Consider the following 12,976-nt stretch of genomic DNA (forward strand, 5'->3'; position numbering starts at 1 on the left):
AAATGAGGCTGACAATCTTTCTGGAGGAGTACGCGAAGCACACGGCGCTCAACATCGGGCAAGTGATGCAAGGCGTGCGGTACTTCCACTCTCATCCGGACTGTGATGATGTCGCGCCGCGAGGGACGTTCAAGCACTGTTTCTTGTCGATGTCCCTTCGGGCGAGGCGAATCGCGAACGACCTCTTCTTCTCGGTGATTCCACCTCACTGGCATCACACGCCAGAGGAGCTCCGCGAGATGCGACCGATCCCGATCAAGAAGTGGTTCTTCTATGGATATTCAGCCTGGCAATTTGACGAGTCCGGGCAGGTTAGAACCGACCTCGACGGAAGAGAGGATCGAAGATGGGATCCGCGATGCCAGAAGCCACAGACTTGACGGGTCGAGCGCCTGACGGCGGTCTGCGGCGGACGGCGCTTCGCACGGCCGCTGAAGCCGAGCGTCGGGCGGACCGACGTGACGTGCGCTCGAACGCGACGCGGCGCGAGCGAGGGGACCCACGGTAGGAGGACGGGGAGCGTAGAGGTGCCCAGGGAGACGTGCGAATGGCCAGATGGGCCTGGTGGCGCTGGAAGGAGGTGCTTGCCGCTTGGTACAACCCTACAAGCTCGGGTCGCTGGCACCCGATAACCGCTGGGTCGAGCATCGATACCCGGACGCGTGGGATCTCCAGCGCACTACGGGTCCCGATCGCCTGGTGCTCGCGCCGGCCGAACGCCAGATCGACCTCATCCTCGATCTCCTGCGACCGTTGCCGGCGCCGTTCGGTGTTCTCCACGTGCTCGTGGTGTCCCGCTGCGGCAACGCGACTGCGCGGCGGCAGGAATCAGCCCCGATGCAGTTGCGAGATGTGGCCGGCTTTCTTCGCGAATTCGAAGAGTTCTTCGAGCGCGATGGCCGCCATCACGTTTGGGTCACATCGTTGCCCTCGCAGAGCACGATCGTTTACGACAACCACAACATTGTCTACGCGTACGGCCCGATCGAGCAGTTTGTCGGCCATGCTGAGGCGCGCGGCCTGGCACAGCGCGCGATCGAGATCCCTGTCCCGCACCATCACTGCTTCAACTCCGAATATGACGATGCGGAGGCGGCGCTGCTCGATCGCTTCGATTGGCTTGAGTTTCCGCTCCAGCCTGGAGACGACCCGTGATCGCGGTGGCTCTCGGTGTCGCCGGCGCTGGCCGACCTGGGCCTGCTGCCGATGAGAGGGTGAGCACGCGTCCCCGCTCGCGGCAGAGGCCCCGTTCGGCAGGAAAGGGGAGGCGATGCTTTCATGGGCTGAAGTGAAGCGGCTGATCTCGCAGATCGTCGGCCCGCGACTTGCCGATCTCGGGTTCCACAACCCAGGCCGAGCCATGTGGCGGCTTCGCCCGTACTTCGTTGACGTTGTCTGGTTTCACTGCCCTCGCGCCGGCATCTTCCAGGTCGAGTTTGGCTGTGGGCTGCGCAACGCCGTCCGAAACAATCCGGCTCCCTGGCATTGCCAGTTCCGCACGCAGCCGGCGCATTCGTTCAACTGGGAGGAACTACCCTGGTCGTTTCGCCTGTCGGAATCGGAGCAGGTCGAGGTCCTTCGGCTACTCGCCCCTCGGGTCGTGGCAGCCGCAAGGCGGTGGTTCGCTCACTTCGACACGATCGACAGCGCCATCCGCGCACTGGAGAGCAATCCATTGTCGGGGCCGCGGAATGTAGCGCCCTGCGCCCCAGGTAGTCCCGCCTACAACGAAGCGATGTTCGAGCTGCGCGCCGCGGCGGCCGGTGTGGCCGGACAACCCGCTGCGGCGGACGAGGCCGGGGCTGTGCACCGCCCTCGGCGCTGAGCGCGAACGTTGTCGCTCACGATGAGCCGGCCCCCGCGGGCTCGCCCTGCGGCGGCGCGCCCGGCAGCGCCGCGCGGGCGCCGCCTTCGGCCTCGAACGACGCGGCCGCGAAGAGCTCCTCCGGCGAGAGGATCCGGTCGATGTCGAGCAGCAGAAGGAGCCTTTCGCCCACCTTGCCGAGGCCGACGAGCTGGCCCTGGCGGGCCCGCGTGCCGAACGGCGGCGGCGGCTCGATCGCCGCCGCGTCGAGGTCCACGACGTCGCCCACGGCGTCGATGAAGAGGCCCATCCGGGTGAGCTCGCCGTCGAACTCCGTCTCGACGATGAGGATGCAGCTCCGCCGCGTGATCACCGACGCCGGGAGCCCGAGCCGGACGGCGAGGTCGATGACCGGGATCACGCGCCCCCTCAGGTTGAGCACGCCGAGCACGGCCTGCGGCATCCTCGGCACCCGGGTGATCGCGGTGATCTCGACGATCTCACGCGCGCGGAGGATGTCCAGCGCGAGCTCGTCCCCGCCCACGAAGAACGAGATGTACTGCGACGATCGAGGCTCCGGCGCGGAGCTCACGGGACCTCCGCGCGCGCGGAGGCGGCCCGAGCCGCGCCCCGCGGCGGAAAGCGCTCGAACTCGGCGTCCTCGTGCAGCGCCGCGGGGGAGCGCAGGGCCCCGTTCGTCCTGGCCCGGGCGAGCGTCGCGAGCACCGCGGCGCCGTTCGAGGCGCCCCGCGAGGCCGCGGAGCCCTCCCGGGAGGGCAGAGGGAGGCGCCGCGCGTCGCCCGCGCCGGGGGCGCGCGGCACGCGGGTGCGCCCGGGGAACGCGAGCTCGTCGCCCACCTGGAAGAAGCGCAGCATGCCCGAGAGCGCGTCCGCCTGGGCCGCGAGCTCCTCGGCCGTGCTGGCGAGCTCCTCGCTGATCGCGGCGTTGCGCTGCGTCACCTCGTCGACGCGGCGCATGGCGCTGTTCACCTGGCCGACCGCGTCGGCCTGGCTGAGCGAAGCGGTCGCCACCTCCTGGGTGAGCGTCGAGGTCTGCCGGATCGAGGGCGCCATCTCCTCGAGCAGCTGCCCCGAGCGATCGGCGACCTGCACGCTCGTCGACGCGAGCGCGCCGATCTCCTTGGCGGCGGCCTGGCTCCGCTCCGCGAGCCGGCGGACCTCGCTCGCGACCACGGCGAAGCCGCGGCCGTGCTCGCCGGCCCGGGCCGCCTCGATCGACGCGTTCAGCGCGAGAAGGTTGGTCTGGTACGCGATCTCCTGCACGATCGAGACCTTCTCGGCGATGTCGCGCATCGCGGCCACGGTGCGCTGGACCGCCGCGAGGCTCTGGTCCGCGGCGGCCGCGGCGCCGGTGGCGAGCTCGCCGGTCTGCTGGCTGCTCTCGGCGTTCTTCTGGATCGAGCCGCTCACCTCCGAGAGGCTCGCCGACGTCTCCTCCACCGCGGCCGCCTGCTCGCTCGTGCCCTGCGACAGGTTCTGCGAGGTGGCCGAGATCTGCGTCGAGGCCGCGGCGAGCGACTCGGCGCCCGTGCGGATCTCCAGGAGGACGGTCGAGAGCTTGTCCGCCATCTCCCCCATCGCCTCCTCCAGCTGCCCGAGCTCGTCGCGGCCCGCGGCCACGCCCCGGTGCCGCAGATCGCCGTCGGCGATCCGCCTGGCGAGCCCCACGGCCGAGCTCAGCGGGCCCGTGATGCTGCGCGAGACGAGGACGCTGACGAGCACGCCGACCGCCAGCGCCACGAAGGCGATGAGGCCCATGTCCCGCGAGGCGCGCTGCGCGTCGCCGCTCAGGGACGCCTGCATCGCCTCCATGTGCCTCGTGCTCGCCTGGGCGAGGCCCTCGGCCGATTCCTCGAACCCGTGGATCTCGTCCTTGTAGCCGGCCATCACGGCGTTCGCCACCTGGGCCGCGGGCAGCTGCCCGGCGAGCGTTTCCTGCATCACGCGGCGAAAGCCGACGACGTAGCTCGCCAGGTCGCGCCGCATCGCGGCGACCGACTCCCGGTCGTGGGGCAGCGTCACGAGGCAGTCGAGCTCGTCCAGCCGGCGCTGGATCTGCGCCTCGAGCTCGTTCCATTTCTCCTGATACCCCTGCTGGACGGGGCGATCGCCCATGCTGAGGAAGCAGTCTTTCTCGTAGCGGCGGAGCTCCATGAGGTCCCGCTCGATCTGCATCGCGATCGCGAGCTCCCGGACGTCCGACACAAGGATCTCGTGCGTCTTCTCCGCGACGGAGGTCAGGCCGAGGTGCCCCGAGATCGCGATGGCGATCATGAGCATCGCCATGAACGCGAGCGAGAGCGAGAGACGCAGCGCTATCCTGAGCCGGTTCATCGTGTCCTTCCCTCCGGATTCATCGCCCCTCCCCGCCCCTCCGAGGGGGGAGCCCGCCATCGATCCCTGAGCGCGAGCTCGCCGCCGCCGGCGCGGCCGCGGGTGAGGTCGTGCATCAGCGCGTCCACATCGAGGATCAGCGCGAGCCTGCCGTCGGCGAGGACCGTGGATCCGGTGATGCCCCGGGTGCGGCGGAAGAGCCGGCCGAGCGGCTTGATGACCGTCCTGCCCTCGCCGTCGAGCGAGTCGACGACGAGGCCGGCCTGGCCCCCCTCGTGGGCCACCACGACCACGCTCTCGCGGGCCGGCGCAGGCCCGGAGAGCCCGAAGAGGTCGCGGAGCCGCACGCACGGCAGCGCGCGCCCGTGCACGTGAAGGACGCCGCCCGGGCCCGCGGCGAGGGCGCCGCGCGGGAGCCCGACGCAGGCGACGACCGCGCGGAGCGGGATGACATAACGCTCGCCGGCGGCGCTCACCGAGAAGCCCTCGATCGTCGCGAGGGTGAGCGGGAGCCGGAGGATCAGCGTGGTGCCGACCCCCGCGGCGCTCTCGATCCCGATCGAGCCCTCCAGCGACTCGACGCGGCGCCGCACCACGTCCATGCCCATCCCCCGGCCGGACAGGTCGGAGACGGTCGTGGCGGTGGAGAAGCCAGGCTCGAATACCAGGTCGTAGAGCTCGCTGTCGGAGAGCGCGTCGGCGTCCGGGCACCTGCCCTGCGCGCTGGCCCGCGCCGCGATCTGGGCGCGGTTCATCCCCGCGCCGTCGTCGGAGACGCGGAGCGCGATGCCGCCGCCCTCGTGCGAGGCGCGCAGGGTGATGGTCCCGCGCGCGTCCTTGCCGCACGCCTTCCGCACCTCGGGCGGCTCGAGGCCGTGATCGATGCCGTTGCGGATGAGGTGGGTCAGCGCGTCGCGGAGGCGCTCGATCACCGCGGTGTCCACCTCGACGTCGCCGGCCACGACCACGAGGCGCGCGAGCTTGCCGTGCGACCGGGCGAGATCGCGCACGGCGCGCTCGTACTGCCGGAACCAGGGGCCGACAGGCACCATCCGCGCGCGGCGGATCGCCTCCTCGAGCTTGGTGTTCAGCCGATCGAGCTCCTCGAGGCCGTCCCGCAGCGCCGCGCCGACGGCGCCGCCCGCGAGCTGGACCTCGCGCGCGATCCGGTTCCGGGTGATCGCCACCTCGCCGATGAGATCGACCATGCAATCGAGCTTCTCGACGGTGATGCGGACGGTCTTCGCGCCCGGGCTCCGGTCGCCCTCGTCCCCGGCGCTCGAGGTGGCCCCCTTCGGCGTCGAGGGGGTGCCCTCGCGCTCGGTGCGCCGGGCGCTCTTGAGCCGCTCGAGCACGCTCGCGGGCAGCGAGGTCGACCCAGGCGGCTCCTCTCCGCCGTCCATCTCCGCGAGCTGGCGGCGCGCCGAGTCGACCGTCTCGAGGAGCAGCGAGACCACCATGCCGGTCACCGGCAGCGTGCCCCGGTGCAGATCCTCGATCACGTCCTCGGCGGCGTGGGTGAGCTCGCTCAGCCCGTGGGCGCCGACGGAGCTGGCATTGCCCTTCATCGTGTGGGCGACGCGGAAGATGCGCTCCAGCAGGTGGCCGGCGTCGGGCCGCCGCTCGAGCTCGAGGAGCGCGCTCTCGAGCTCGTCGAGGTGCTCGGCCGTCTCGGCGGCGAACATCTGCATGAGCGCGGCCCGCTCGGTATCCATCGCGATCACAGGGGCTGGATGGCGGCGCTGCCGTCGTCGGTGCGGAAGATGAGCTTCCGGCCCTGGCTGCCGCCCGTGTCCTGCTGGACGACCCGGATCCCGGCGGCGCGCAGCACCATGAGCCCGACCGCCACGTTCTGGTGTCCGAGGTGCGAGTCCCGCTCCCGGAAGGCGGAGATCATGCAGGCGCCGCCGACGATCCGGGCCTGGAGCGAGCGGGGCGGGGCGCCGAGGGCCGCCAGACGATCGAGGAGCTGCTGAAAGGCGGTGTCTCCGAAGCGCCCGAGCGGCAGCGCGAGGTTGGGGCAGCTGGGGAGCACGTAGTGGTTCATGCCGCCCACGCCGAGCGCCGGCTCCCAGAGGCAGATCGCGACGCACGAGCCGACGATCGTGGTGATGATCGTCGGCTCGCCCGACGCGACGACGTTGCCCGGCGTGAGGTAGTGGGGCTGCGGGCTGCTCGGGGGGGGCGCGCTCAGCCGCGCTCCTCGAGCGCCGTACCGCTGTGACGGGGGCTTGAGCATCGTCATCGCATCTCCAGGGCGCCGCAGCGCTCCCGCCCCGCGCAGAACGGCCCGGCCGCCAGCGTGCCGAGCGCTTCGAGGAGACCCTTGTCGATCGGCCCGAGCTCGGGTTTCTGCGAGAGCAGATGGAAGACCGCGATGACGCCGACCACGCGTTCATCCATCGTGAGCGGCACACAGGCCATGACGTCGCCCTCGCCGCGCGCGCAAGGGGCCTGGGGGGCGGCCGGGTCGCTGCCGAGCGCGGCGCCCTGCCGGAAATACGGCTCGATCCGCCGCGCCACGCGCCCCACGATGCCCTCTTCCGGCGCCAAGAGGACGGCGGACGACGGATCGACGCCGTAGGCCGCGACGACCCTCGCCGCCCCGCTGCCGTCGATCTCGAAGACGGCGATCTCCTCGGAGCCGACGAGGTTCGCGATGATGTCCTGGAGGGCGCGGCACGCCTCCTCACGGGTCCGGAGCGGCAGGAGCCGGCGGCTCGCGACATAGAGGCTCGCGAGCTGCGAGCGCTGCTGTTCCTCCGCGGCGCATCGATCGGCGGCGAGCGCGAGCGCCGCCTCGGCGCGGACGGCGCGGGCCTCGAGGCGCCCGCGGGCCCTCCGAACCCGGACGAGCAGCCGGCCGAGCGCGCGGGCGCGCCGGGCGAGCCGCTTCTTCTGCCCTTCGAGCGCGCTCACGTGCGCTCGTGACGATCGCTCGCGGCGCGCCGCGCGCTCCACCCCGCGTTCCGCTTGTCCATCACGCGACATGTCGGTCTTCACCTCATTCGCCGAGACAGCTCTTGACCTTCTCGAGGAGCTCCAGGGAGTCGATGGGCTTCGTGATGTAGTCGGAGCAGCCACAGCGAAACCCCTCTTCCCTGTGCGAGACCTCGCCTCGGCTCGTGACGAGGACAATGGGCGTCTCCCGCGTCGCCTCCTCCGAACGCAGCCTCCGGCAGGCCTCGAATCCATCCATGGCCGGCATGATCACGTCGAGCAGGATCAGATCAGGTCGCTCGGCGAGCGCCCTGGTCACCGCCGCGCTGCCGTCCTTGGCCGTGACCACGTCATAGCTCCTCCGGAGGATCATCTGCTCCATCATCAGGACGGTCTCCGAGTCGTCCACCAGCAGGATCTTCTTTCGAGACACCACCACCTCCCCTCGCAGGCTACGAAGTCCACTCGAGCGCTCTCCGGTGCGGCTCGAACGCCCCCTCTCCCCAAGGGGCGTCGCCTTTGTCCAAGGTACGCTCGGGTCACGCCTCAAGTAAACATCAATCGCGGCAAGAACACTCGGACATACAGCATCTTTTCAGTGGGCCGGCGGGCTGGCGAGCCGGCGGGCTCGCGGGGTCGGCCCGCCGGCCTCGACCTTCTCGACAGCGCGGGTGCGAGGGCCGGACGCCACGGCGAGAGCGTTGGTGTCTGGCGGAGGCGCAAAGACCCTTTGGAAGGTGACGCAACAAAGCTCCGCGTGTTGTACGACCGTTTACGACATGGGCGGACACGCCAGAGCTCCAGGCTCCCATGGGTCGGGAGACGGTGTTCTCTGGTGAGCGCAGGCGGTCAGTTGTAGTGTTCGACGTGGACGTGCCCGCGCGTGCGTCGTGGCCAGATCGAAGCGCGGCGAGCCGTCAGGGGCGGAGGTGATGGAGCAGGCGCGCTTTGCGTCGCCTCAGGGCAGTGGCCTGGCAGCGCTGGCTCTCTCGGCGAGCTGTCGAGTCGCAACGTCGACTTCTTCGATCGTCATGAATGATCCCGCCTCATGGCGCGACCGGCTCCCAGCGGGCCAGCGGCCCTCTGGGAATGACGCCTCCCGAGAGGGGCACGCTCGATTTCACGGAGAACGCGCCGTCCAGCGTGTGCAGGACGCCCGGCCCCGGGCGGTGGAAGCGCGGATCGACGGCCAGTCCGCGCGCGGCCCACTCCTCTGGTGTGTAGACGACGATGTCCTCTCGATCCGGGCGCGTGAAGGCTGGAGCGTAGCCGCCCAGATGGATGAGGGGCACCGCTCCGCCCGCGAATCCGTCCTCGATCTGAAGCTCGATCGGGTCGTCCGCCGCGTAGATGACGAGCGCCCGAAACCGCGCCCCGGCCGCCACGCTGACCAGGGTCGCCTCCTCGAGGGCCAGGCAGAGGAACACGCCCGGGTTGTCCGCGGTGATCTGCACGGTCCGCGGGGCGCTGTCGCCGCCTCGGCCCAGATAGCTTTGCACCTCCAGCTTGTCCGGCGTCGCGGCCGCGAGGGTCACCTGGTCCACGCCGGAGTCCGGCTGTACGAAGCGGCCGGTCGCGCCAGCGTAGCCGTCGAGACCGAGCTCGGCCGCGGTCGAGCGACAGGCTTGCACGCGGGCGGCGGCCTCGTCCGCGTCGGTCGCCGACAGCGCGAGGAGCGCGCCGTCGGCGCCGATCTCGATGCCCAGCGTGGCCGGGGGCAGCGGCGCGATCTCGGTCACCGCGCCGTCGGCGAGGCTCACCGCGAACAAGGTGTCGCGCAGCACGAGCACCCGCTGGTTTGCGGCGTCGAAGGCGAGATCCGCGGCGCCGGCCAGCCCCGTCTCGAACCGCGGCACCACCGTCTTCGCGGCGGGATCGATGCTGAGCAGAGAGAACGACCTCGGTCCACCGAGCGCGTAGAGCCGGTTCGTCGCCCCATCCCAGGTGAGCGGACCCACGGCGCCGCTGCCATCCACGGCGTCCTCGACGGCGCCGGTCGCGAGCGAGTAGGACGAGATCGACCCGGCGCGGTTGACGAAGAGCGCCTGCGGGGTCGCGCCGCCCGACAGCCCCGTGACCTCGAGCTCCGCCAGCGGAAGCGCGCTGCCCGAGCCCGGATCGAGCGTGGCGAGCACCGGACGCCCCTCGAAGGAGCCCGCCATCACCAGGGCTTCGCTCGCCGTGGGCGTACGGCCGCACCTCCCGCCTTCGCCTTGCTCGAAGTTCGCGGCGCAGAGGTCGCAGCTCTCCCCCGTGTATCCGAGAGCGCAGACGCAGCGCGCGAAGCCGATCGAATCGTCGCACCTCCCGTGCTCGCCGCAGCGCACGCCGGCCCCGTCGCAGGAGGGTAGGCAAGCGCCCGTCGTCGAGTCCTGCAGGTAGCCTTCGGCGCAGCTCGCACAGCCGATCCCGCCGTACCCCTCGGCGCACCCGCAGCGGGCGCCCGTCTCCGTGTCGACGCAGATCTGGTTCGTGCTGCAGGTGAAGCCGGAGGCGGCGCACGTCGGCACGCAGCCGGTCCCGCTGTCCCGATAGCCGAGCGCGCAGCGCGAGCAGTCGTCCCCGGTGTACCCCGTCGGACACTCGCACAGCGCGGTGCCGCCCGCGTCCGAGCAGCGGCTCGGCGCCTTGCAGTCGAGCTGGGCCTCCGCGCAGGTGGGGCGGCAGTCGCCGTTCGCGTCGTTGTCCTGGTAGCCGCTCTCGCACTCATCGCACAGCCGACCTTCGTACAGCGCCTCGCACGCGCATTCGTCCGCGCCGGCCGTCGCGACGCACGTGCCGTGCGGACCGCAGAGCTCCGGGTTGACAGCGCAGTCGAGCGGGATGAGCGCGCAGCGGTTGCCGACCTGCTTGTAACCGGACGCGCACGTCGTGCACTCGGTGCCGACGAACCCCTCGGTGCACACGCAGGTCGGGCCCAGAGCCGAGCTGACGCACTCCTGCCGGGCGCTGCACATCTCGACGCCGCAGCTCAGAAAGCCCGAGACCGAGTCCTCGCACCCCAGAAGGGAGAGGAGCAGGAGCGGCCAGGAGACGCGCAGGACCCTCATGGCACCTCCGCTACCCACGCAAGCGCGTTGCCCGCAGGCTCGTGCGCGAGGCGAACCTCGAGGGTGGCCTGAGACGCCCAGTCCATCAGCGCGAGGGTGGCGGCGCGCCGTTCGGGGAAGTTCGTGATGCTGTCGAGGGCCAGCGCCTCCCACGAGGCCGTGTCGTGCCCGGTGATGCCTTCGATCGGCCCCGAGACGCTGAGGCCCTCGTCGGTGTGGACGATGAAGCTGTAGCTCGCGTCGGCGGGGCGCGCCGTCGCGTCGACGCTCACCGGTCGGCCCGGCGCGGCGACCAGGAGGAAGCCGGCCCGGAGGCTCGCGGACAGCGCGATCTCGAGCTCGGCCGCCCCGCCCCCGTCGTCGACGACACACACGGCCGCGTCGGGGTGGTCGACGGCGATGGTCACCGCATCGATCGGCCGGGCGCCCAGATCGGCGACGATCAGCGCCGGATCCGCGCCCTCGTACGCCAGCGTGAGCGGCGCCGTGCTCCCGCCGCTGGCATCGACGACGCGCTTCGCGTGCCACGCCGGGACGGCGCCGAAGCGCGCGAGGGCCCCGGCGCAATAACGCAGGAGTCGGTCCTCACGGCTCTCCGCCTCGCTGCCGAGCAAGTAGGCGCGCGCGCTTCCGGGATCGAAGGCCATGGCGAGCCACTCGGAGCCCTGCGTCTGGCCGACGAGCTCCGGCGCGGAATCAGCGAGCTCGAAGGTCGCGCCCGCCTCGTCCAGCCCGAGGATCCTCGCGCGGCTCGGGTCGTACTCGAGCGCGCGAGCGCCTACCGCGGAGAGCTCCTCGGCCTGGAACGTCTCGAGATCGATCTCGTAAATGGCGTCCGCGGACGCGGAGAACGCCCTGTTTCCGGCTGGATCCAGCGACAGCGCGCTCCCCAGATCGGCGTCCGCGCTCGTGAGATCCATGACCGCACCGGAAGCGAGATCGAGGGTCGAGAGGCGCCCGCCGCTCAGCGCGAACACGCGACCGGAGCCCGCGTCGTAGGCGACGTCCGTCACGGTGCTCGGCACGCTCGCCAGAGGGCGGAACGACCAGTCGGGCGGGACGAGCGCGCCGAGAACGCGTTCGGAGCCGACGACGGACAGCGTCAGCAGCGCAGGGGCCGAGAGCGCGGTGACGCACCGTCCGGCGTCGTTGCGCGTGAGCCCTGGCTCGCAGCGCTCACAGCTGTCGCCCGCGTGCCCCGGATCGCAGCGACACGCGGCCCCGCTCGCCGTCTCCTGGCAGACTCCCGCCTCACCGCAATCGACGTCGGGGGCGTTGCAGGTCGGGACACAGTCGGACCCGACCAGCGCGGGCCGGTAGCCCTCCTGGCAGGGATTGCATTCAGGCCGGTCGTCTCCCGGCGCGCAGGTGCAGACGCGGCCTTCGCCGCAGTTGAGCGGCGGGGCCTCACCGCCGTCGTCTGCACACCCGGCGACCAGCGCCAGGGCCGTCGCCCAGAGCCCGTAGCGCAACGTCATTTCCCTATCCCGACGGTGACCATGAGCCAGAACCTCCACGCGCTGTAGTCGTACGTCTGCTTCGCTCGCCAGCTCGGTCCCTCCGCGTCGATCCCGAACAGGCGATAATCGACATGCTGGACAAGGAGCTCGGCGCCGATGGTGTTGAGGCGCGACGTGCGGAAGACAGGGCCGACCTGGAACCCGTAGATCCAGCTGAAGCGGGTCGGATAGGTCACGTCGCACTCGCTGACTTGCCCGCGCGCCCGCAAGTCATCACACAAGCTCTCGTAGGCTTCGCCGTCCCTCCCTTGCGCGCTGCCGTCGTGCGCGAACAGGAACTCCGGGCCGGCGAAGGCGCCGAATCGGAGCGCGAGGGACTCCGCCACGGGGAGCGCGGCGCCGAGCATGAAGGGGGTCGCGAACTCCCAGCCGATGCCCCGCTCCGGAACGGTGGGCTCTCGTCCTTCGAGGGTCGTGCCCGTGGTGAACCAGAAGCCAAACCCGAGGCTCACGGGCTCAGGCCCGAACATCAGATCGAAGCCGAGCAGCACCGGCGTGTGATCGTCGACGTCCTCTCTCCCGGAGCGCAAGGACAGCGGGCAACTGCCGGCGCACTGGCCCTGAAAATCCAGCGTGCCGCTCCCGTAGGCGCCGTAGCCGAAGCGAAACACGGACAACGGCACGCTCCGCGGCTTCCTCTTGGCCGGAGGCGGTGGCTTGGACGGCGCGCCAGCGGTGGGGGCCGGCGGGGGCATGTACGGTGGAGGCCCGGGCGGGTAAGGCTGGGATGGATAGGTATACGGATACGGGGTTGGATACGGATATGGGTACGGGTACGGCTGGGCGGCGCTCGGAGGAGGCGGCGCGGGCTGCGCGGGTTCAGGCTGTGAGGGGCCGGGCGGCGGAGCTTCCGCGGGCGCGGGCTGCGGCGGTAGAGGCGGCGCGGGCGCGGGCTGTGCCGGTGCAGGGGGCGCAAACGCGGGCTCCATGGCGCTCGAGTCGGGCGCCTGAGCGAACGACCGCGCGCTCATGATCAAGCCGAGGCACTGCACGTGCCAGAAGAACCTCCTTCGCGAGGTGCTCCACCGTCGGGTTTTCACCACTTCCTCATCCTAGAGCTCGGGCGCGAGCTGAAGCAAGGGCCAAGCCAGCGCCGTAGTTGCTGCAAAACCCGCCTCGCGCCTCGCGAAGACCACGACATCCGTGTCGTTGGCTCTCTCGACGAGCTGTCGAGTCCCAGCTTCGACCGCTTCGATCGTCATGGAGGTCCACGCTACCCTGTTCGACGCTGGAACTTCGGTGATCCCGGGTGAGCTCGGCCTGGCGCTCTCTGTTGCGCGCCCCGCGTCGCGGCCCTGGAGCTTGGC

The 12,976-nt window shown here is 70.9% G+C and carries 12 protein-coding genes; 3 read left to right on the top strand and 9 right to left on the bottom strand.

The window, feature by feature from the left end; all coding sequences use genetic code 11:
* The first annotated feature begins 2 nt into the window (after window positions 1–2).
* The 3 genes from WMF34_RS11490 (at window position 3) to WMF34_RS11500 (ending at window position 1,825) form a co-directional block, all read left to right on the top strand.
* Window positions 3–380 (top strand): hypothetical protein, encoded by a 378-nt coding sequence (locus WMF34_RS11490; protein ID WP_437993321.1) that lies wholly within the window; start codon window positions 3–5, stop codon window positions 378–380.
* Window positions 381–555: 175 nt separating this feature from the next.
* Window positions 556–1,155: a hypothetical protein gene (locus WMF34_RS11495; protein ID WP_437993322.1), complete on the top strand. Its 600-nt coding sequence runs from the start codon at window positions 556–558 to the stop codon at window positions 1,153–1,155.
* A gap of 133 nt (window positions 1,156–1,288) precedes the next feature.
* Window positions 1,289–1,825: a hypothetical protein gene (locus WMF34_RS11500; RefSeq protein WP_231864788.1), complete on the top strand. Its 537-nt coding sequence runs from the start codon at window positions 1,289–1,291 to the stop codon at window positions 1,823–1,825.
* Window positions 1,826–1,841: 16 nt separating this feature from the next.
* On the opposite strand, the gene WMF34_RS11505 is transcribed toward WMF34_RS11500, so the two are convergent.
* The 9 genes from WMF34_RS11505 to WMF34_RS11545 all read right to left on the bottom strand — a co-directional run bounded on the left by WMF34_RS11505 (window position 1,842) and on the right by WMF34_RS11545 (window position 12,292).
* Entirely contained in the window at window positions 1,842–2,396 is a 555-nt protein-coding gene (locus WMF34_RS11505; RefSeq protein WP_437993323.1) for a chemotaxis protein CheW, read from the bottom strand.
* Window positions 2,393–4,159 (bottom strand): methyl-accepting chemotaxis protein, encoded by a 1,767-nt coding sequence (locus tag WMF34_RS11510; protein ID WP_437993324.1) that lies wholly within the window; start codon window positions 4,157–4,159, stop codon window positions 2,393–2,395. Before WMF34_RS11510 ends, WMF34_RS11505 begins: the two co-directional genes overlap by 4 nt.
* Window positions 4,156–5,874, bottom strand: coding sequence for a chemotaxis protein CheA (locus tag WMF34_RS11515; RefSeq protein ID WP_437993325.1), 1,719 nt, complete (start codon window positions 5,872–5,874; stop codon window positions 4,156–4,158). Before WMF34_RS11515 ends, WMF34_RS11510 begins: the two co-directional genes overlap by 4 nt.
* Window positions 5,875–5,879: 5 nt before the next feature.
* A complete protein-coding gene (locus WMF34_RS11520; protein WP_012234838.1) occupies window positions 5,880–6,404 on the bottom strand; it encodes a chemotaxis protein CheD in 525 nt (174 codons plus the stop codon).
* Window positions 6,401–7,078, bottom strand: a complete 678-nt coding sequence (locus tag WMF34_RS11525) for a GAF domain-containing protein (protein ID WP_437993326.1) — start codon at window positions 7,076–7,078, stop codon at window positions 6,401–6,403. Before WMF34_RS11525 ends, WMF34_RS11520 begins: the two co-directional genes overlap by 4 nt.
* Window positions 7,079–7,163: 85 nt before the next feature.
* Window positions 7,164–7,532: a response regulator gene (locus WMF34_RS11530; protein ID WP_044968285.1), complete on the bottom strand. Its 369-nt coding sequence runs from the start codon at window positions 7,530–7,532 to the stop codon at window positions 7,164–7,166.
* Window positions 7,533–8,145: 613 nt separating this feature from the next.
* Window positions 8,146–10,149, bottom strand: a complete 2,004-nt coding sequence (locus WMF34_RS11535) for a hypothetical protein (protein ID WP_437993327.1) — start codon at window positions 10,147–10,149, stop codon at window positions 8,146–8,148.
* Complete coding sequence (locus WMF34_RS11540; protein ID WP_437993328.1) at window positions 10,146–11,627, bottom strand: hypothetical protein; 1,482 nt, start codon at window positions 11,625–11,627, stop codon at window positions 10,146–10,148. Before WMF34_RS11540 ends, WMF34_RS11535 begins: the two co-directional genes overlap by 4 nt.
* Window positions 11,624–12,292: a hypothetical protein gene (locus WMF34_RS11545; protein WP_437993329.1), complete on the bottom strand. Its 669-nt coding sequence runs from the start codon at window positions 12,290–12,292 to the stop codon at window positions 11,624–11,626. The genes WMF34_RS11540 and WMF34_RS11545 overlap by 4 nt, the downstream gene beginning before the upstream one ends.
* Between the last annotated feature and the right edge of the window lie 684 nt (window positions 12,293–12,976).

The sequence above is a fragment of the Sorangium sp. So ce145 genome (assembly GCF_051525985.1).
Taxonomy (GTDB): Bacteria; Myxococcota_A; Polyangia; order Polyangiales; family Polyangiaceae; genus Sorangium; species Sorangium cellulosum_B.

What these genes read in the sequence shown, in the direction of transcription:
- WMF34_RS11490 (WP_437993321.1), top strand. Translation starts at nt 3, where the DNA reads ATGAGGCTGACAATCTTTCTGGAGGAGTACGCGAAGCACACGGCGCTC.
- WMF34_RS11495 (WP_437993322.1), top strand. Translation starts at nt 556, where the DNA reads ATGGGCCTGGTGGCGCTGGAAGGAGGTGCTTGCCGCTTGGTACAACCC.
- WMF34_RS11510 (WP_437993324.1), bottom strand. Translation starts at nt 4,159, where the DNA reads ATGAACCGGCTCAGGATAGCGCTGCGTCTCTCGCTCTCGCTCGCGTTC.
- WMF34_RS11515 (WP_437993325.1), bottom strand. Translation starts at nt 5,874, where the DNA reads ATGGATACCGAGCGGGCCGCGCTCATGCAGATGTTCGCCGCCGAGACG.
- WMF34_RS11520 (WP_012234838.1), bottom strand. Translation starts at nt 6,404, where the DNA reads ATGACGATGCTCAAGCCCCCGTCACAGCGGTACGGCGCTCGAGGAGCG.
- WMF34_RS11535 (WP_437993327.1), bottom strand. Translation starts at nt 10,149, where the DNA reads ATGAGGGTCCTGCGCGTCTCCTGGCCGCTCCTGCTCCTCTCCCTTCTG.
- WMF34_RS11540 (WP_437993328.1), bottom strand. Translation starts at nt 11,627, where the DNA reads ATGACGTTGCGCTACGGGCTCTGGGCGACGGCCCTGGCGCTGGTCGCC.